This is a genomic window from Gracilimonas sediminicola (assembly GCF_024320785.1).
Lineage (GTDB): Bacteria > Bacteroidota > Rhodothermia > Balneolales > Balneolaceae > Gracilimonas > Gracilimonas sediminicola.
Genome location: NZ_JANDBC010000001.1, coordinates 984,362 through 1,005,135 on the forward strand (window position 1 = coordinate 984,362; position 20,774 = coordinate 1,005,135).

A 20,774-nucleotide genomic window follows, 5' to 3' on the forward strand; every position below is an offset into this window, starting at 1 on the left:
GCATTATGGCATACCCAGAATTAGTAAAACTTGAAGGAAAGGTCAGAGAGACCAGCAAAAAGGCGAATAAAGCGCTCAGGGAAGAATTACGTGTCCCGGCTGTTCTCTATGGTCCTGATGTTGAGGAAAATGTTCACTTTTCTATTGATGAACTTGAATTAGAGAAGATTTTAAGAAAGCCTCAAACCAAGCTTCAGGAACTCACTGTTGACGGCAAATCCTACAAAACTCTGTTAAAAAGAACGGAATTCGACCCGGTTACAGACCGTCCGATCCATGCCGACTTTTACGTATTGGCTGACGATCAAAAAGTTACACTTCGTGTTCCTATCAAGATTTCAGGAAATGCGAAAGGGGTTGTTGAAAATGGTGGTCGCGTATTCAAACCAATGAATTTTGTGCGAATTCGCGTACTTCCAGCTGACATTCCTGCAGAGTTTGAAATTGACATTTCTCCACTCGAAATCGGCCAGTCTTTCCATATTTCTGATTTGGAACTGGAAGGTATTATTCCTTTGGATGACCTCAGCCGAACCATCGTAACCATTCGTCCTCCGAAAGGTGCCGACTTCCTCGAAAATCTTGTGGCCGGTATTACTGAAGAGACCGAAGAAGAAGTTGTTGCTGAAGGCGAAGCGGCCGAAGGTGAAGAACTTGCTGAAGGCGAAGAAGCTCCTGAAGGTGAGGAAGGAGAAGATTCTTCTGAAGAAAAAACAGAAGAATAACATTTATTTGATACCCGAGAACGGTAACGTGATCCCTGCTTGATATGTCCCTTATTGTTGGATTAGGAAATATCGGGCAAGAATATGAAGGAACACGTCACAACATCGGTTTTGAAATTGTTGACGCGATAGCTGAAACTCTTTCTACCACATTTAGGCCTGGAAACGGGCCTTTTGTGGTTGCAGAAGGAAGGCATCGCGGGCGGAAAGTGGTGTTGATTAAGCCAACTACTTATATGAATAGAAGTGGTGTCGCGGTACGAAAAGCACTTTCTGAGTACAAAACAGACAAACAGGACTGCCTTATTGTATATGACGACCTTAATCTTGACGTCGGTGACGTTCGGTTAAGGCCACAAGGCAGCGCCGGCGGTCACAATGGGATTGCCAACATCATTGAGTTATTGGGAACACGTGAGTTTCCACGACTTCGGTTTGGCATCGGAAATGATTTTCCGAAAGGCCGGCAGGTTGATTTTGTACTTTCGCCGTTCAACAACTCAGATCAAAAGTATTTGGAAGAGGGCATTCAAAAAGCCCATGATGCCTGCCTGCATTTTGCACGGGAAGGCATCGCAAAAACCATGAACAACTTTAATTAATGAATGTTGACTGAAGCCAGACTTCAGCACATTGAACTTAAACTAACGTAACGGGAAACAATGCATACTTTAGTCTATCTAATACCGGTGGCAGGGGTGCTCGCACTTTTGTACACTGCATTTAAATCTTCCTGGGTATCTAAACAAGATATCGGGACCGAAAAAATGGAACGCATCAGCAAGCATATTGCGAGCGGCGCCATGGCCTTCCTTAAAGCTGAATACAAAGTACTTTCTATCTTTGTAGCTGTTGTGGCTGTAATTCTTGCTTTCAGTGCCGACCCAACCACTTCCAGCTGGATGGTTGCTATCTCATTTGTAATTGGTGCCCTGTGCTCCGGTCTTGCAGGCTTTATTGGAATGAAAGTTGCCACTAAAGCAAATGTAAGAACAACAAATGCTGCTCGTACCAGCCTTGGTAAAGGACTTGAAGTTGCCTTCGCCGGTGGTTCCGTAATGGGACTTGGCGTGGTAGGCCTTGGAGTTTTAGGATTGAGCGGATTGTTTATCCTTTTTGGAAACCTGTTCGGTCTTGAAGGCGCAGCTGCTGTAAATAAAGTACTCGCTATTGTAACCGGATTTTCATTCGGTGCTTCTTCTATCGCCCTTTTCGCACGTGTGGGTGGTGGTATTTACACTAAAGCGGCCGATGTTGGTGCCGACCTTGTAGGTAAAGTTGAAGCTGGTATTCCTGAAGACCACCCGTTAAACCCAGCAACTATTGCTGACAACGTAGGTGATAACGTAGGTGACGTTGCCGGTATGGGAGCCGACCTTTTTGAGTCTTATGTAGGATCGATTATTGGTTCTATGGTATTGGGTGCTGCTTTCATGACTATTCCTGAGTGGAGTGATAACTTCAACGGGCTTTCCGCAGTATTGCTTCCTCTGGTTCTTGCAGGAACAGGTATCATTACTTCTATTCTGGGAACTTTCTTTGTACGCGTTAAAGAAGGCGGAAATCCTCAAACTGCACTGAATATTGGTGAGTTTGCTTCTGCAGCAGTTATGCTGGTAGCATCTTTCTTTATCATCCAATGGATGCTTCCTGCTGAATGGACATTCGGTGGACAAACCCTTACCTCTATGGGTGTTTTCTGGGCCACTATTTTTGGATTGGCTGCCGGATTGTTAATCGGACTTATTACCGAGCATTATACCGGAACAGGCACAAAACCTGTTTGGTCGATTGTCAATCAGTCCGTAACCGGATCTGCAACAAATATTATTGCCGGTTTAGGTGTTGGTATGATCTCAACAGCTATTCCAATTATCATTATTGCTACTGCCATTATCGGAGCTTATGAATTTGCCGGACTTTATGGTATTGCGATTGCTGCCGTGGGTATGCTTTCAAATACAGGTATTCAGTTAGCTGTTGATGCATACGGCCCAATTTCTGATAACGCCGGTGGTATTGCTGAAATGTCTGAGCTTGAGCCGGAAGTACGTGAGCGTACTGATAAGCTTGATGCTGTAGGAAACACTACGGCTGCTATCGGTAAAGGGTTTGCGATTGGTTCTGCTGCTCTGACCGCACTTGCTCTTTTTGCTGCATTCATTACAGCGTATAACGCAACTCATGAAGTAGCTCTTACCGGAATTGACGTTACCCGTCCTTCTGTAATGGCTGCTCTTTTTGTAGGTGCCATGCTACCATTCCTTTTCTCAGCTCTTTCCATGCAGGCTGTAGGCCGCGCGGCAATGAGTATGATTGAAGAAGTTCGTCGTCAGTTCAGAGATATTCCCGAGCTTACTGAAGCTCTGAGTGCGATGAACCGAAATGAAGGCAAGAAACTTGCTGACTGGTCAGATGAAGATCGCGCTACTTTTGAAGCCGCAGACGGTAAAGCTGAATATGAGAAGTGTGTTGAGATTTCAACCACAGCTTCTATTCGTGAAATGGTACTTCCCGGCCTTCTTGCCGTGATCGTTCCTGTACTGTTTGGCTTTGTTGGCGGACCAGAAATGCTGGGTGGACTTCTTGCAGGTGTTACTTCTGCAGGTGTACTTATGGCCCTCTTCCAGTCTAACGCCGGTGGTGCATGGGATAATGCCAAGAAGATGATTGAAGAAGGCGTAACCATCGACGGTGTTGAGTATGGAAAAGGCTCTGAGCCTCATAAAGCCGGTGTTGTTGGTGATACGGTTGGTGATCCTTTCAAGGATACATCCGGTCCTTCACTGAACATCCTGCTTAAGCTGATGTCAGTAGTTGCCCTTGTTATTGCAACCATGATTTAAGCTTAAAAAGCACGTATTTTAAAGCCCCGCCCATAAATTATGGGCGGGGCTTTTTTGTTATTTGAATCAATCAATTTGTTTTCTCAAGTCATCCTGATCCCGAGAATCGGGGGAAGGATCTTCAACTGCATAAAGTGATTGTGATGTACTATCAGACTCTTGAAGATTCTTCGGCAAAGCCTCAGAATGACTCAATTATTAAAGAATGTTACCCTAATCAATGAATACTTCGACCGACATCTTCAAACTCTTTTTTCATCATGACCAGCGGCTGGATAAACTTCCCGAACGAACGCCCAACAAAAAGTCGGATGAGATGGAATCGACCCTCGAAGATTTCATGAAGCCCGACCCCACCTATTCAAAGTTTTACTTAACGGGAACCGATCTGGCACAAGAGCGATTTGGGTTGAACATGATTTCCGGGTATGAAAAAGTAATAGCTGCCCTTGAGAAGGCCTTTCCTGACGAGAATGTGTTCACAGCAAATGGGAAGGCGACTTCAATTTCTAACGCAGTCTCTGTGCTGGAATTAGGTGAAGTATTTGTGCTTGCGGGTGCAGAATCAACAGACCTGGACATCGAAAGCCTGCACATTGATATCAATTCCAACGTGGGACATCTGAAGGAAGAGCTGAAAGAAGCTCTGGAAGACGGGCATATTGTTGTGTACAAAGAGCAGGCTAAAGACGGATTTGACCTGCATATTTTTTCTAAAGAAAACATATACACGGATATGTTCTATCCGTTTCAGGAGTTGGTTCCGGATACTTTCCGCTTCTTCAGCATTAACGGCAAGAAATTCAGATCTGAACGGCACTTCTATTTCGAAACCTGGACACTCGACCGGCCTCCCCACGGATTTGAAGAGGTTCACCCTGAAAGCGTTCTATAGTTGGAAAGTGTTAGAGTGTTAACGTGTTAAAGAGTAGTTTGATCTTAAACACGTTAACACTTAAACACATTATTCCTTTTCGACACCGGGAACATTACTTGGTTCATTATCCTGCCACCAGAAGGTTGGTAGCTCTCGTTGATTCGGAAATACTTCGTCCAGCGTTTCAGCTTCGTACATATACCCGTTTTTCATAATATGGGAGATATCAGCCGTATTTCTGATGTTATCCAGCGGATTGCTGTTCAGTATCACAAGGTCGGCCAGCTTTCCTTCCTCTATAGATCCTAAATCCTGATCCAGCCCAATGCCATCAGCTCCCTGAATGGTGGCTACTTTCAGAATGTCATGTTCGGAAATTCCACCGGCCTGCATGGCCCACAGTTCCCAATGGTACCCAAGGCCCTGTAGCTGTCCGTGACTTCCAACTCCGGCACGTCCACCCGCTTCCACCAGGTCTTTTACAACAACGGAGAGCTCTTCAAACACATGCTCTTCTTCCATAAACCAGCCGGCATTTCGGCGCCGGGTCCGCTCATCCAGGTTTTGGTGGGGCATAAACCGCTGAAGCTTGGGCTCATCATGTGGTCGTTCGATAGCATAAAAGTAATTTTCTGCCCACGGGCCGCCATAAGCAACCAGCAAAGTGGGCGTGTAAACCGTTCTGGAAAACGCAACAAGATCAATCACATCTTTATACAGGGGGAACACCGGAAAAGAATGCTCATGGCCCGGATAACCATCTATTACCTGCGTCAGGTTTTCCTTGAAATCGAGAGAACCTTCCGTGGTTGGCATCAGCTCTTGCTCTTTCGCAGCCTGAATAATCCACTGTCGCTGTTCACGGTTTCCGGCACCATACATCTTTATGGTCTTGGTGTCATAATATTTACTATATCGGGTTAACACGTCCCGGGCATGATCCAAATCACTGATATCTTCACTGCTAAAAACACCCGGACCTGTTGAGTAAACTCTTGGACCTAAAAGCTTACCTGCATGTACCAAATCCTGATAGGTAAGTACATCGGTAGTAGCTGTTTGCGGATCTCGCGTGGTGATAACACCATAGGCCAGATTCGTCAGGTACGACCAAAACTCACCACGGTGCAAGTTCACCGGATGCCGGAAATGGGCATGCGTATCCACAAATCCCGGGATAATGGTCTTGCCATTCATTTCCATGATCTCAGCACCCTCCGGGATAGTAACTTCTCCTTGTTTTCCAACCCCAATAATCCGGTTATCCTGAATAACCAAATCGGCGTTCTCAATAATTTCGTCCCCATTCATAGTGATGAGTCTTGCATCGCGAAGCACCAGAATACCTTCCGGGATATCACGGTCGGCCATTACGGTTATCTCTATTTCCTGAGGCTGGTATCCTTTGTCTTCTTCTTTCTCCTCTTCCTCTTCTTCGTCAGATTCTTCTTCTGAGTCAGCCTCCCCGGCTTCATCTTCTGCCTTCTCCTCTTCCATTTCTTTGGCAGCTTTTACACTGTCTTCATAGGCCTGCTCATCATCAAAATCATAAATAACGTGTGCATTCCCAATCGACCAGTGTACACGATTGGCATCCCAGCTCCATGCAGGGAACTGCCCTCCAATATCAGTAAGTTGTTTACTCGGGAATTGACTGGATGAACCGCCCACACGTATTTCCGGGGCCTCCCCACCAACTTTTGGCACAGTCACCACAAACAGGTCGTTGCGAACCTGAGCCAGCGCCTGATCTCCTTCGGGAGCCATCCTGATCCAGGAAGCAGTACCTCCTCCACTCCTGCTTACTTCCAGATGTTCTTTTTCATCGGTTCCATCCCAGCGAATGGAGGAAAGACCTCCCCAGCTCGACAGATAAATCCGGTCTGATCCTTTTACGAAATGAGGATTTCCCCGACCATTTGTATAGGTAATAAATTTGTTTTCGCTTCCATCTGCATCAATCCAGATTAAATCGCTGGTTCCCTGAAAAGCCGTTCTTCGGGTTGCATTACGAAAGTCCTGAGGCTGCCCTTTGATCAACACAATGCGGCTGCCATCATTATTCCAAACAGGATCCTGGAATACCCCTTCCTCTTCATTAAGTTGTTGCAGCCGGCGTCCATTTGGCCGAACTTTATAAACCTTTCCTGTTTCGGGCGTCCAGGTAACAAACGCAATCCATTCTCCATCGGGTGACCAAACGGGTTGAGCCTGAGTTTCGTCCAGGTCCACCAATTTCTTAGGCTCTCCATCGGGAAGCACCATGGTGTAAATTTCATTCAATGCAGTGAAGGCTATTTTCCGCCCATCCGGAGAAGGAACAGCATCACGAATCTGTGTGATTTCAAACTGGGGCGTATCTTCAATGGGATAGTCGAAATCCAGCTCAGGGCCAAGCTCTATGGTTGAGTTTACTGAAAACGGAATCTCAATGGCATCTCCACCATCAATGGGCAGCTTCCAGATTTTACCTCCATAAGAGGCAACCACATACTTGTTATCCGGGGTGAACGACATTCCTGGCAGCACATCTCTGGAAGCCCGTGATTCCTGATCATCATGCTGAACCGGGTAGGCCAGCCAGCTTTCGTCTCCGGTCACCAGATCTCTTTTTACCAATCCTGTATACTCATCATGGCGGGTACCATACACCAGCCACTTGCCATCGCTTGAAAGTGTGGGGCGGAATGAAGAACCATAGCGATTGGACTGTACCGTAATATCCCCTGTTTCACGATCATAAGTAGCAATCTGATATTGGGGCAAACTCGCATTGTAATTCCAGGTTCCGAATCGTCGGGAGAACCACACATAGCGGTCATCAGCACCAAAAGCGCCTTCCAACATACGCAGGTTGCCGGGCTCATCAGTCAAAGCCACACCGGAGCCTCCGTCAATGTGATACATCCAAATCTTGTGGTTGCCGGGGTCATCTTTCGAGGCAATTACGTATTTACCATCAGGCATCCACTCCGGAGACTGATACTCGTCATCTTTTCCTTTTGTCAGCTGTTCTTTCTCCTCGGTTTCTAAGTCATAGATCCACACACCTTCTGCACCGGAAGCATCCGATATAAACGCAATCTTTTTTCCATCCGGGCTGAACCGTGGCTGGCTGTCGAACTGCATGCCTTCGGTTAATTGAGTAGCTTCTCCACCTTCCATCGGGATGGTATAGAGATCACCGAGGTAGTCAAATACTATGGTTTTGCCATCCGGGCTCACGTCAAGGGCAATCCAGGAACCTTCATTCAGGTTGAAAGAAAATTCACGACCGGGTTCCAGTGGTAAATCATTTTTCTTCTCTTCTTCGGTACTATCTGCTTCGGCTTCACCATCCTGAGCAACTGACAACTGAGGTATTGAAATTACCAGCAACCCGGCGAACAGTAATTTGATCCATTTATTTACAAACGTATGCTTTTCCATAGTATTCGACTTATTTAATTTGAAGTGAAAGAAGCTAAAAAATTTAGCGAACCAGCCCAATCGTTTTACAAGTATATACAAGTAACGCTTCTGTTTTTGCCACTAAAACACGAAAGCGCAAAAGAGTTGTTCATCTGAGTTCGATTATAAAAAATTGAGAGTTTTTCCACTTTGTGTATCGGTAAGTAAGTTGTCACCCCTGAACCTGTCTGCCGACAGGCAGGCTTGTTTCAGGTCTGAGAAGAATGATTTATAGGAAAGGTTTTAGTTCCAAGGTGTTAGGTTTTAGTTTTTGCCTTTTTTATCTAAAAGAACAAACTAAAACCTAACACCTAATACCTTGTCACTAACACCCATTTCAAATAAAACATTGGGTTTTAGAAATGTTATCTTCAGCAAAAATTTTATGGTATGACATTTACAGAAAAACTAAGAGCCTCAGTACAAGAAACCGGCTCTACCTTATGTGTAGGACTTGACCCCAACCTCGATCTTCTTCCTCAACCTGTTAAGCAGCAGTTTGAATCTCGTGAGGAGCAAGTCAGCTATTTCTGTAAACTCGTAATCGATTACACCGCTGAGCACGCCGCTGCTTTTAAACCCAATCTGGCTTTTTTTGAAGCTCTGGGTAAAGACGGATTGTCTGTATTTGAGGAAGTGATCAGTCACATCCCGGAAAATAAAATCATTATTGCCGATGCCAAGCGAGGAGATATCAGTTCAACAGCCGACCATTACAAAAAGGCGTACTTCGATGAGTTTAATGTGGATGCCATCACCATAAACCCGCTGATGGGTTTCGAAACACTGGAGGCCTTTTCCAAAGATGAAACCAAAGGCCTGTATGTACTGGCCTTGACCTCAAACTCCGGGGCTTCCGACTTCCTCAAACAGCCCTATAAAAATTTCGAGTCCATGTCGGAGTACATTGCAGATCAGCTCTCGAAAAAATCACGTTTTTCAGATACTCATTTAGGGATGGTTATTGGCGCAACGCAAGCGGAAGAGGCCTCTTCAGTGTTAAAGTATCATCCCGAAGGGGCTTTGCTTATTCCGGGCATCGGGGCTCAGGGCGGTTCTATTTCAGAACTTGAAAAGGCATTAACCCATCATACCGGAATTCCCCTTATTAACTCCAGCCGGGGCATTATTTACGCAGGAAAAGATGAAGGAGACTGGCCTGAATATGTTGCCGAACAAGCCAAATCGATGAAACAGAAATTAAGTTCAATCACGAAAAAATATGTCTAAGAAGCCGGAAGTTATTGTTTATACCGATGGAGCCTGTAGCGGCAATCCCGGTCCGGGAGGATGGGGAGCCGTCCTTATTTGGAATGGAAAAGAGAAAGAACTGTCGGGAGGAGATCCGCAAACCACCAATAACCGAATGGAGATGCAGGCCGTAACTGAGGCCTTAAATGCATTGAATAAACCCTGCACGGTCATAATCCACAGCGACAGCGCCCTTATTATTAACGCTTTTACCCAGGGATGGATTGACAGCTGGCAGAAACGCGGATGGCGCAAAGCCGACAAAAAACCGGTTGAAAACAAAGAGTTGTGGCAGGATATGCTGGAAGCTATGAAACCTCACGATGTAAAATGGGTGAAGGTAAAAGGCCATGCCGGCATTGAACTAAATGAACGAGCAGACCAACTCGCCGTAGCCGAATCGAAGAAATTCTAAATTAGAAATGCTGAATTTTGAATTCGCTTAGAGCCAATTCAAAATTCATAATCCAGCATTTCTAATTTCTTAAAGCGAAGCGTAGGGAACCATATCCAGATCATCAAACTGACCGGCTTCGGCTTTCATTTTTCCGGTGATGGCAATCATGGCTGCGTTATCGGTGCAATAGCTAATTTTTGGAGAGAACAGCTGAACACCCATTTCCCTGGCCATTTTTTCTGATTTTTCTCTCAGCATGGAATTCGCCGACACTCCACCGGCCAACAGCACTGTTTTAACCCCGGTTTTCTTAATTGCGCGTTTTAACTTTTTCACCAACACTTCAGCAATCGCAAAGGAAACGCTGGCGCATATATCATTCATGTGCTCCTGAATCCAGTCCTCCTCTTTATCCTGCAGATAATACAATACACTGGTTTTTAAACCCGAGAAGCTGAAATCCAATCCCTCCTGAAGCAAAGCTTGTGGAAATTTATGGAACTTAGGGTCCCCGTCTTTAGCCAAACGATCCATGTGAGGCCCGGCCGGATACGGCAGCCCAAGCAGCTTACCGATTTTATCGAAAGCCTCTCCGGCGGCATCATCCCGTGTCTGCCCGATAATTTCGTGCTCAAAGGCCGATTGCACATGCACCAGCTGTGTATGCCCGCCCGACACCGTAAGCGCCACTAACGGAAACTCAGGGCTGTGGTCGATGAAGTTGGCATAGATGTGGGCATCCATATGGTTAATCCCAATCAGTGGGATGTTTCGGGAAAGGGAAAGTCCTTTGGCAAAACAGGTTCCAACCAACAATGAACCCAGCAATCCGGGGCCCTGGGTTACGGCAACGGCATCCACTTCATCCAGCGAAAGCTCTGCTTCTTTCAAAGCCTGGTTTACGGTTTGCGTAATAGTTTTTTGATGAGCCCGCGATGCCAGCTCCGGTACCACTCCCCCGAATTTGAGGTGTATAGACTGCGAGGCAATCACATTCGATTTAATTCCTTCAGCCGTTAAAACCGCCGCTGAGGTATCATCACAAGAGGATTCAATTCCGAGTATATTCATGCCTTAAAGATACGAATGTTGGGCTTGAAAGACATGAGAAATGGAACACGGATGTCGCGGATTACTTGACTTCGTTTATGCCACTTCGGGCTTAACTAAAATCTGCTATTTATTATACTAATATCTTCTGATTGGTCTGACACGGTGTTCATCCGTTTTACTATCAGTATCCTCATCTCCCCAGGAAATCATTATCACTGCTCTCAGTGAATCGACAGCATGTTCATTTGAACTCCAGTAGGTTTCATTATCTAAACCACCCACTAAGCCACCGTTTTTAAATTGATAGAGTTTTCTCAATTCTCTGATGGATGGTAAATACCAATCATCAAACCCATTTAATTCCAGCTCCAGAGCTAGTTTGTAAGCTGGTTTACCATTTTTTGAATCATCGCACTCAGCATTATTTATAGCTTGTGTGTTTTCCAATCCATTTTCTCCGGAATAAGTACCAATTAAAACTGAATTACAACCCCATTCTGCCTTTGGGTCAATCTCCCCATTGTACCAGTTTGGTGGTGCAGCAACTAAATACCTCCATCCATCCGAGTACTCTCCTTTATCATAGAATACAATACCGCCTTGTTCATATAGCTGATCCTCTGTATTAAATTTTTTTGATTCTGAATACTTTTCAAAACTATCACCATATTGCTTAAATAGAGCCTTAATGCGGTAAAAATATTCAGTTCCGGGGCTCAGTTCATAGATTACATTACTAATGATACCTTCATTTTTTTCTTTATTGTAGTAAACCAATCCCTCCATATCTGTTGCATCAGCAAACTCGATATTATTTGTTTCATCCGGCAAACTGTCAACAGAAATAAATATTTGGTACCCGTAGCTAGAATTAAACTTTGTATAATTTGAATAATAAGGTTCATTGATGCTGAAGGTCGTAAATAAATTCACCGACCGTGTCTTTAAATACCTTACCTCGGTCGATAAAATTTTAATGGCTTCTATTTTTTTCTCTTCAACCGATGACGATGAATTGCAGCTTATGACTAAGCCCGAAAAAAGGAAAAGTATAAAACAGATAAGACGGTAACTCATAATAGTTCCTTAAAGATTACTCCAAAGAATATAATAATTTACCGATTTATTTAGATAGAAGAATACCTCCACAAAATAAAAAACCCCACACAGTTAAATGTGCGGGGTTAATTTAATCTTCGAGTAAGTGAGCTATATGTTACTTACTTCTTGTCTTCATCGTCAACTACTTCGTAATCTGCATCTACGGCGTCATCGCCTTCATCAGATTCTTCGGAAGCGGATGCACCATCAGCGCCGGGAGTTTGACCTCCGGCAGCTCCGGCTCCGGCTGCGCCACCTGCAGCAGCTTCTTCCTGAGTAGCTTTATAGATTTCTTCAGAAGCACCGGACCAAGCCTGATTTACAGCTTCGATCGCTGAATCAATCTCGTCCATGTTTTCTTCTTTATGTGCTTTTTCGAGGGTTTCAAGAGCATCTTTAATGGCTTTCTTATTGTCATCGGAGATCTTGTCGCCGTACTCGTCAAGCTGCTTGCGGGTAGAGAATACAAGGCTGTCGGCCTCATTAAGCTTCTCAACACGCTCTTTAATCTTCTTGTCTTCTTCTGCGTGTTCTTCAGCAGCTTTCTTCATTTTTTCGATTTCCTCATCAGACAATCCTGAAGAAGATTCGATACGAATACTTTGCTCTTTACCGGTTCCTTTATCCTGTGCCTTAATGTTCAGTACACCGTTGGCATCCATATCAAAGGAAACCTCGATTTGAGGGACTCCGCGTGGTGCCGGTGGAATTCCATCTAAGTGGAAACGACCGAGTGTTCGGTTGTCCTGCGCTTTAGCACGTTCACCCTGCAATACATGAATCTCTACACTGCTCTGATTATCGGCAGCTGTTGAAAATGTCTGTGACTTGCTGGTTGGAATGGTGCTGTTGGCTTCGATAAGAGGTGTCATTACACCGCCCATGGTCTCAATTCCGAGGGTAAGCGGAGTTACATCCAGAAGAACAACGTCTTCTACATCACCCGACATTACACCACCCTGAATAGCCGCACCAACTGCGACTACTTCATCAGGATTTACACCTTTACTTGGGTCTTTACCAAAGAATTCTTTAACCGCTTCCTGAATTTTCGGAATTCGGGTTGAACCACCCACCAGAATTACCTGGTCGATATCATTCTTGGTAAACCCGGCATCATCCAGTGCTTTCTTACAAGGATCGATAGACCGTTTGATCAGGTCATCAGCCAGCTGCTCAAACTTGGCACGGCTCAGATCAATGTTCAGGTGCTTAGGTCCTGAATCAGTTGCCGTCACAAATGGCAGGTTGATGTTCGTTTTTTGAGAGCTTGAAAGTTCGATCTTGGCTTTCTCAGCAGCATCTTTCAGTCGCTGCATGGCCATTGGATCTTTGCGAAGGTCAATACCTTCATCTTTCTTAAACTCATCGGCCAGGAAGTCGATGATGCGTTGGTCAAAGTCGTCACCACCAAGATGTGTATCACCGTTAGTAGATTTCACTTCAAACACACCGTCACCTAATTCCAGGATGGACACATCAAAAGTACCGCCACCGAGGTCATACACTACGATGGTTTGATCATCATCTTTCTTGTCCAGTCCATAAGCCAGAGAAGCGGCTGTTGGCTCGTTAATAATACGCTTTACTTCGAGTCCGGCAATTTTCCCGGCTTCCTGTGTTGCCTTACGCTGGGCATCGTTAAAGTAAGCAGGAACTGTAATTACAGCTTCCGTTACTTTCTCGCCCAGATATTCTTCCGCAGTTTGCTTCATTTTTTGAAGCACCATTGCCGAGATTTCCTGAGGCGCGTATTTGCGATCTTCAATTTCAACACGTGCCGTGTTGTCATCGCCTTTTACAATTTTGTAGTTAACCTGCTTGGTCTCATCCTTAACCTCGTCAAACATGCGCCCCATAAAGCGTTTTACGGAAGCAACAGTTTTATCCGGATTAGTAATGGCCTGACGTTTTGCAGGCGCTCCAACCAGTCGTTCACCGTCTTTGGTGAAAGCAACAACAGAAGGAGTAGTTCGCCCACCCTCACTGTTCTGAATCACCACCGGCTCGTTGCCTTCCATTACGGCTACGCACGAATTGGTAGTTCCTAAGTCAATTCCTATGATTTTTCCCATTGGTCTAAAATCTGAGTTTTATTTGTTTGATTTAATATTCTTTTGTTCGCCACAAAAACTCTAAAACACAAAATTAATTTTTCTTTCGTGGTTTAGAGCTTTCGTGGCCCTATTCTACTTAACCGGTATGGATTGTGAGTCCTTTAACGCCTCCGATTTAGGCATAGCGATGGTCAAAACACCGTTTCTGAAGCTGGCTGACACTTCGGCCGCATTCACATTTTGCGGTACCGCAAATGCCCGGGCAAAAGCCCCGCGACGTCGTTCCTGTCGCTTAAATTCTTCGCCATCTCCGGCAGTGATTTCACGCTCGCCTTTAACCGTCAGCACATTGTTCTTAAGGGAAATTCCAATCTCTTTTTTGGATAGTCCCGGAAGATCCAACAGAATTTTAAATTCTTCTTCACTCTCTACGATATCACAGTCAGGAGCAAAATCTTTGTCGTCGTTGGCCAGCGGCACAACTTTCTCTACAAATTGCTGAATATCCTTACCCAGCTTTGAGAGATGTCTCTCTATTTCGATACCAAATTCTGTAAAATCTCCCATGTGCTTGCCGATTAATTCTTGTTCACCCATAAGTAAGCAATAGCAATGCCAATCAGGGAGGGCGGTGGGAAAACTGACGTATTGACGGACGTATTGTCAGGAGTGGGAGGTGTTAACGTGTTTAAGTGCGAACGTTAATACTTAAACACGTTACATAGCAATCAATTTAAGAAGTTGATAGGTCTTCAAGATCATTCCAGAAGCCGGGATAGGAAACGGCCGCACTTTCGGCATCTTTGATGAAGCTCTCTTGACTTCCTTTAAGTGATAGAACAGCAGCAGCCATGGCAATACGATGGTCATGATAGGATTCAAAATTCGCGGAGGAAAATGAAAAATCCGGGTCTCCATGAATAATTAAACCATCTTCTTTTTCCTCGAAGTTGGCCCCCACGGCATTCAGCATGTTTGCCATTGCCATGATACGGTCGGTTTCTTTGTGGCGAAGTTCTTCCGCGCCCGATATAGTGGAAGTACCTTCTGCAAAAAGCATAGCCACCGAAAGAATGGGTAGTTCATCGATACAGTTGGGGATCATCTTCGGGTCGATCTCAATAGCTTTCAAATCGGAACCTTTTACGATAATATCCCCGGCCGGTTCGGCACCTTCCATACGCTCATTTTCTATGGTGATGTCTGCACCCATCTCATCCAAAATATCCAGCAGGGCATTTCGGGTAGGGTTCAGTCCCACGTTCCCGATCTTAATTTCCGCATCGTTTTGAATAGCGCCGGCAACCAGCCAGAAAGCTGCGGCAGAAAAATCTCCCGGAATAGTGTAGCTTTGATTGGGAATTTCATCCGCCAAACTTGCCGAAATGATTTTGCGATCCTGAACCACCTTCTGGTCCAAATTCAGCAAGCGCTCGGAATGATCACGGCTTGGCAAAATTTCAATAACCTGCGTTAACTCTTCTCCAAATAAACCAGCTAATAACACGCATGACTTCAACTGCGCGCTTGGAATCGGAAGTTCAAACTGCAGGGGCTTCAGCGGTTCATTCCTGTTAATGAAAAGCGGAGCATAAGCACCGTTCCGCGCCAGTATATGTGCCCCCATTTTCTCCAGCGGTTTGATAATTCGTGTCATCGTACGCCCGCAAAGGGATTCATCCCCTACCAGCTTCGCTGAAATATTGGCCCCAACCAATACTCCCGAAAGCAAACGCATGGCAGTACCGGAATTACCGCAATCAAGATCTTTAACCGGTGTTTTGATGTTCTTTCTTCCGGTTCCTTTTATAATGAGGGTGCCGTTTTCCTCTTTCACTTCAGCACCAAGCTGCTGGACGCAGCTTAATGTGCTTTGCGGATCCTGGGCTTGGGAATAATTTTTTACCTCCGAAACACCATCATACAATAACGAAAAAATGGCAGCGCGTTGAGAGATTGATTTGTCAGGAGGTAATGTGAGTTCACCTTTTAAAGATGAAGCCGAAGTAATCTTTTTAATCATGAATCTGTTTGGCTTAGCAATCTCTGAGCTTTTTGCTCTGCTTCGGTACCCGGGTAATTATTGATAATTGAGTTCAACACGGTCATAGCTTCACCACGGTTGCCCAGGCGAATATGGCATTCCGCCGTAGCGTACATCGACTCAGAAACCCAGTAGTCAAAAGCCTCAAAAAGAACCTTCACTTTGGCATATTCTTCAATGGCGGGGTTGAAGTCGTTTTGTTCCTGAAGAATTTTACCGAGATAATATTGTGCTTCAGCGCCAATTTCGGTAGTACTTCTTTCGGCAATTGGGAAGAGCAGGTCGCGGGCTTCGTCATAATTATTATTTGCCAGCGCTACTTTGCCCAGTCCCACTTTGGCAGCTTCGTTGTTCGCATTCACCTGCAGGGCCGACTCATACTCTTCCTTCGCCTGATCAATTTTTTCCCGGGCCAGACTGGCATTCCCCATTCCCACATAAGCTTCCTGCCTGAACCGTGGAGCGGACTCCAACAGCTGCGCATAGTTTGCGTGGGATAGGTCGTACTCACCCCGCTCAAAATTCAGCGTTCCAAGTGATGTAAGTGCTGAAGATGCCAAATCATCATTCGGGAATTCATCCACAATGGTTTGGTAGGCATTGATGGCATTATCAATCTGACCCAGCTGGCGATAGGCTTCTCCAAGGTTTGAGTAGGCTTCGGGCATGAGTCTTTCTGAATTGGTAACCCTCAGGTACTGCCGGAATTCTTTTATCGCATTTTCATAATCGCCTGACTGAAACACATTCAATGCTTGTCGGTATCGCAGTTGGTCGGCAGTGGAACTGGTTGGGTTATCGCTGAGGAATTCTTCCAAAATCACCGAACTACTGTCTGATCTTCCGGCTGATAATTGCGCATACTGAATACCGTTAATCGCCTCAATGATGTAACTGCTTCTCGGGTAATCGTCCAATACTTTTTGGTAAGCGGCTATGGCTCGCTCATATTCGCCGGCATTATAATAGGCATCCCCGATGTTGTATTGTGAACGTGCCGCCCAATCGGTGCCCGGATATTTGTTAATCACCGTTTGAAACTCTTCGACCGCCTGCGAATAATTGTTCGTATTCAGGTAGATGTAGGCCACATTATATTGAGCCTGTTCCCTCAGTCGGCTAAAAGGATAAATTCTCAGCATCTTCCGGAAGTTAGAAACTGCTTCAAAGGTGCGTCCGGCCCGGTAATAGCTGTTTGCTGTCTGGAACATGGCGTAATCGCCACCCGGCTCTGCACCGATGGCTTGGTTGTAACTGGCAATTGCCTGCCGATACTGACCCAAAGCATAATAGGCATCACCGACACGAAGCTGAGTATCCGTGTCATATGGGAACAGAGCTGTTTCCGGCTTTTCGTAATTCTCGAGGAAATCTTCCAGCGGGCCAACGGCCTTTTCGTATTGACCCATTTCAAAATAGCTCCAGCCCAGTGAATACAGCGCCGGGCCCATCATTTCATTATCAGGGTAGTTTTGGGTGTACATCTTGAAGCGTTGAGCGGCACTACTAAACTGGTTCATTTTGTAATAACTGTCGGCACTCCAGAACAAGGCTTCCCGCCCTACCTCAGAATCGGGCGTTTCTGCATAAACCGACTCAAATATAGGCTGTGCTTGCTGATAAGCCTGATTTCTATATAAAATCCAGGCTTTCTGAAAACGTGCCTGTCGCTTAAGTGCGGGATCGATATTCCCTGCTTTCTCTGCTTCTTCAAAAGCCTGAATGGCACGAGTATATTCCGCATTAGCAAAAAAGGCTTCCCCAAGCATGGTATAAATTTTGGCCGGCTCCTCAAGTTCTACATCACTGCGCACCAAATCTAACAACACTTCAATAGCCTCTCCATAAAGCGAAGCCTGAAAAGCCGACACCGACCATTCATAATAAGCCCTTTCAACCCATAGTCCGTCTTTGTAGCGCTCTCCAAACTCACGAAATGAATTGATGGACTTGCGATACTGCCCGCCCAGCTTTTCATTTACCGCTTTATAGTATTGAGCCTTTCGAGCTATTTCATCGTCTCCGATGGCTGCTTTTCCAAACGACTCTGCCGCCCAATGATAAATCTCCTGTTTGTTATACACCCATCCCAACCCATAATGAGCGATGCGTTCCTGCGGTGTTCCCTTTGTCATATTGATGTAGCGCAGGTATGATTTTGATGCTACATCATATTGTCCCAGGAAATTCTGACTTTCAGCAATCAGGAATACCGCTTTCTGTTGGGACTCCCCCTCCAGATAAGGTAAAGCACTATTTAATGCTTCGATGGCATCTTCATACTTGCCCTGCATATAATATGACTCACCCAGAGCAGTGCCCACTCTTCGGGTTATCTCGTTATTGGGATAACGCTCTTTGAGTACTTCAAATGCTATGGAGGCTGCATTATACTGCTGTTGGGACAGGTAGAGTCTCCCACGAGCGTACAATGCCTTTGGCGCCCACTCAGAATCCGGAAAATCATTAGCCAGTTCCATAAAGTAAACGCGGGAATCGGCATAGTCTTCGTTTTCAGCTGCCGCTTCCGCTATCCAGTATTTCGTTTTTGCAGACTCGGTGTCTTTCATCCATGATTTAATAGCCTGCTGATAATAGCCGATGGCTTCCTCGTACTGTCCCTTTTCCGTAAACCGATGCCCCAGATCTTTAAGCAGTTTCTCGGAGAGATCACTTCCGGGATATTCTTGCACAAACTGTTTGTAGTAGGTTTCTATGCCGGAAGAATCAACCCCGGTTTTAGCTCTCACTAAATAATAGTCCGCCGAAATGCGCATTTCATGGTTAGGATATTCGGAGCTAAACTGCTCAAATCGTTCAATGGCTTCTTCAAAAAAACCACTCTCGTACAGATTTATCCCTTTTTCATACAATTGGGTGGACGGTGAGGGTATATCTTGTGCGGGGAGCACATTCACCAGAATTAATGTAATAAGAAAAGTAAGAAGGCTGCTTTTGGGGACGACGTGCATGAACTCGTCAGGATAAATAAGGTTAATTGTTACTTCTTATATGTCAAGATAACGAATAAGTTCATCCGCGCGGTCAGAAAAATTATGCTCCAGCACCTCGCTATTGGCTTCAGATGTAATTGTGTATCCAAAGCGGCGTAATCCTGCGCTTACTACGGAAGAGTCTTCGAGGTTTAATTTAAAGGATACACGGTAGGCCTGATTTTTGGCATTGGGTTGTTGAACAGCCACTCCCAATATCTTTGCCCCTTCCATTTCGATGATGCGAACCAAATCAGAAAGGGTAAAATCTACCTGGTCCAGCTCCACAGTTATAACAGATCCAAAACTTGAAAGGTTGAATACATCACCAAGAGCACTTAATACATCCCGTTTTTTAATCATGCCCTGGAATTTCATTTCCTCATCGGTGACGGGAAGCAGAAATAACTCTTTAGCCAGCATAATTCGGGAGGCCTCAAATAAATGCTGATTGTACGGTACAAAAATAGGGTCTTCCAACTCTACGTCCGAGAGCAGGGAATTTTCATCTACTACTTCAATCAGCTTGTCCAGCGAAGCCATGCCCACCACCTTGTTGTCGGCATCCACAACGGTAAACTTTGTGGTGTGCAACAAATCGATTTTCATCAGTGCCGTAGCAACCGTGTCTTCGATATGAAGGGGTGATATGTCTGTATTCAGGATTTCGTTTATTAACATAAGTGACTATACAACTTCGCCGTTAGCACCAATAGTATCCAACAAATGGGATAATTGCTTAAAATCTTTTTTGGCGATACTGAACGTTAATTCAACATCGGTACCATCGTACGTTTCCTCTTCAACGTTGGCGTTTTCATGAATAAAAGCAACTGCCTTGTATTTTGAAACCGGAATTTGCAGTGTATGGCGGCTGTAATCGAGCTCAATCATCTCCTCGATGCTGTTTTCCAGCTCTTTAAGGCCAATTCGCTGTTCAGCAGATACAAACACTGCATTCGGATACATCCTTTTCATATCTGCAACCTGGTGTGCATCCATTTTATCCACTTTATTGAACACTAAAATGGTTCTTTTATTCGTGGCTTCAATCTCTTCCAGGGTCTCTTCCACCACTTCAATATACTCCTGAGCCATTTTGGAAGATGCATCCACTACATGTAACAGTATATCGGCTTCCCGAACTTCATCTAAAGTAGATTTAAAACTCTCTACCAGATTATGGGGCAGCTTTCGGATAAATCCTACAGTATCAGACAGAAGTACCGAATGGTTTTCAAGCTCATGACGGCGAACGGTAGAATCAAGCGTTGCAAATAGCCGGTCTTCGGCAAACACTCCTGTTTCAGTCAGGGCATTCATCAGGGTGGATTTACCGGCATTGGTATATCCAACCAACGATACTCTGTTCATTCCCTCACGACCTTTACGCTGTGTGGTTCGCTGCTTGCTTAGCTTTTCGAGCTTATCCTTTAGCACAGAAATGCGCCGGCCAATCAGCCTTCTATCGGTCTCAATCTGGGTTTCCCCCGGACCTTTTGTTCCAATCCCTCCTTTCTGTCGGGAAAGGTGAGTCCAGTATCGGGTAAGTCGCGGGAGCAGGTATTCCAACTGGGCAAGTTCCACCTGTGTTTTAGCTGCAGCTGTTTTAGCCCGGGCTGCAAAAATGTCAAGAATCAGTGAACTTCGATCCAGTACTTTAGCATCCGTGCCTTTTTCTACATTTCGTATTTGCGTGGGAGAAAGGTCATCATCAAAAATTACGGTATCAATGCGCTCCTCTCCCATGATGCGCTTCAACTCACTAAGTTTACCTTTACCTACATACGTGGAAGGGTCGGGGTGCGTTTTGTTCTGAAGTACTTTTTCTACCGTAATTCCCCCGGCTGTATCGGCAAGTAGTTCGAGCTCGTCTAAATATTCTTCGGCCTGAAATCTCGTGGTTTCAGGTCCATACAAACCTACCAATACAACTCGTTCTCGTTCTATATCGGAATTTTTAACGTCGTCTAACAAATG

General features: G+C 45.2%; 15 protein-coding genes. 6 read left to right on the plus strand and 9 right to left on the minus strand.

From position 1 onward, the window contains the following. The first annotated feature begins 5 nt into the window (after window positions 1–5). From NM125_RS04450 to NM125_RS04465, 4 genes are all read left to right on the plus strand, one after another. Window positions 6–725, plus strand: coding sequence for a 50S ribosomal protein L25 (locus NM125_RS04450; RefSeq protein ID WP_255133263.1), 720 nt, complete (start codon window positions 6–8; stop codon window positions 723–725). A gap of 44 nt (window positions 726–769) precedes the next feature. Next, window positions 770–1,327 (plus strand): aminoacyl-tRNA hydrolase, encoded by a 558-nt coding sequence (pth, locus tag NM125_RS04455; protein ID WP_255133265.1) that lies wholly within the window; start codon window positions 770–772, stop codon window positions 1,325–1,327. Window positions 1,328–1,387: 60 nt separating this feature from the next. Continuing rightward, a complete protein-coding gene (locus NM125_RS04460) occupies window positions 1,388–3,571 on the plus strand; it encodes a sodium-translocating pyrophosphatase (protein ID WP_255133267.1) in 2,184 nt (727 codons plus the stop codon). A 220-nt stretch (window positions 3,572–3,791) separates the two neighbouring features. Next, a complete protein-coding gene (locus NM125_RS04465) occupies window positions 3,792–4,466 on the plus strand; it encodes a hypothetical protein (protein ID WP_255133269.1) in 675 nt (224 codons plus the stop codon). Between the two features lie 69 nt (window positions 4,467–4,535). Here the strand turns inward: NM125_RS04465 and NM125_RS04470 are convergent, their stop codons facing one another. Continuing rightward, window positions 4,536–7,877, minus strand: a complete 3,342-nt coding sequence (locus NM125_RS04470; RefSeq protein WP_255133271.1) for an amidohydrolase family protein — start codon at window positions 7,875–7,877, stop codon at window positions 4,536–4,538. 411 nt (window positions 7,878–8,288) lie between these two features. On the opposite strand from NM125_RS04470, the gene pyrF reads away from it, so the two are divergent. After that, window positions 8,289–9,128: an orotidine-5'-phosphate decarboxylase gene (gene pyrF / locus NM125_RS04475; protein ID WP_255133273.1), complete on the plus strand. Its 840-nt coding sequence runs from the start codon at window positions 8,289–8,291 to the stop codon at window positions 9,126–9,128. Further along, window positions 9,121–9,564, plus strand: a complete 444-nt coding sequence (gene rnhA / locus NM125_RS04480) for a ribonuclease HI (RefSeq protein ID WP_255133274.1) — start codon at window positions 9,121–9,123, stop codon at window positions 9,562–9,564. The genes pyrF and rnhA overlap by 8 nt, the downstream gene beginning before the upstream one ends. A gap of 69 nt (window positions 9,565–9,633) precedes the next feature. On the opposite strand, the gene tsaD is transcribed toward rnhA, so the two are convergent. The 8 genes from tsaD to hflX form a co-directional block, all read right to left on the minus strand. Further along, complete coding sequence (gene tsaD, locus NM125_RS04485; protein WP_255133276.1) at window positions 9,634–10,617, minus strand: tRNA (adenosine(37)-N6)-threonylcarbamoyltransferase complex transferase subunit TsaD; 984 nt, start codon at window positions 10,615–10,617, stop codon at window positions 9,634–9,636. Between the two features lie 117 nt (window positions 10,618–10,734). Further along, a complete protein-coding gene (locus NM125_RS04490) occupies window positions 10,735–11,676 on the minus strand; it encodes an Lcl C-terminal domain-containing protein (protein ID WP_255133278.1) in 942 nt (313 codons plus the stop codon). 143 nt (window positions 11,677–11,819) lie between these two features. Continuing rightward, on the minus strand, window positions 11,820–13,775 hold the full coding sequence (dnaK, locus tag NM125_RS04495; RefSeq protein WP_255133279.1) for a molecular chaperone DnaK: 1,956 nt from the start codon (window positions 13,773–13,775) through the stop codon (window positions 11,820–11,822). A gap of 114 nt (window positions 13,776–13,889) precedes the next feature. After that, window positions 13,890–14,324 (minus strand): Hsp20/alpha crystallin family protein, encoded by a 435-nt coding sequence (locus NM125_RS04500; protein ID WP_255133280.1) that lies wholly within the window; start codon window positions 14,322–14,324, stop codon window positions 13,890–13,892. A gap of 166 nt (window positions 14,325–14,490) precedes the next feature. Beyond that, window positions 14,491–15,780 carry a 3-phosphoshikimate 1-carboxyvinyltransferase gene (aroA, locus tag NM125_RS04505; protein WP_255133281.1) on the minus strand — a complete coding sequence of 430 codons (1,290 nt, stop codon included), beginning with the start codon at window positions 15,778–15,780 and terminating at the stop codon, window positions 14,491–14,493. Further along, window positions 15,777–18,773 carry a tetratricopeptide repeat protein gene (locus NM125_RS04510; RefSeq protein WP_255133283.1) on the minus strand — a complete coding sequence of 999 codons (2,997 nt, stop codon included), beginning with the start codon at window positions 18,771–18,773 and terminating at the stop codon, window positions 15,777–15,779. The genes aroA and NM125_RS04510 overlap by 4 nt, the downstream gene beginning before the upstream one ends. Window positions 18,774–18,809: 36 nt before the next feature. Beyond that, window positions 18,810–19,475, minus strand: a complete 666-nt coding sequence (locus tag NM125_RS04515; RefSeq protein ID WP_255133285.1) for a CBS domain-containing protein — start codon at window positions 19,473–19,475, stop codon at window positions 18,810–18,812. A 6-nt stretch (window positions 19,476–19,481) separates the two neighbouring features. Continuing rightward, window positions 19,482–20,771: a GTPase HflX gene (gene hflX / locus NM125_RS04520; protein ID WP_255133287.1), complete on the minus strand. Its 1,290-nt coding sequence runs from the start codon at window positions 20,769–20,771 to the stop codon at window positions 19,482–19,484. Between the last annotated feature and the right edge of the window lie 3 nt (window positions 20,772–20,774).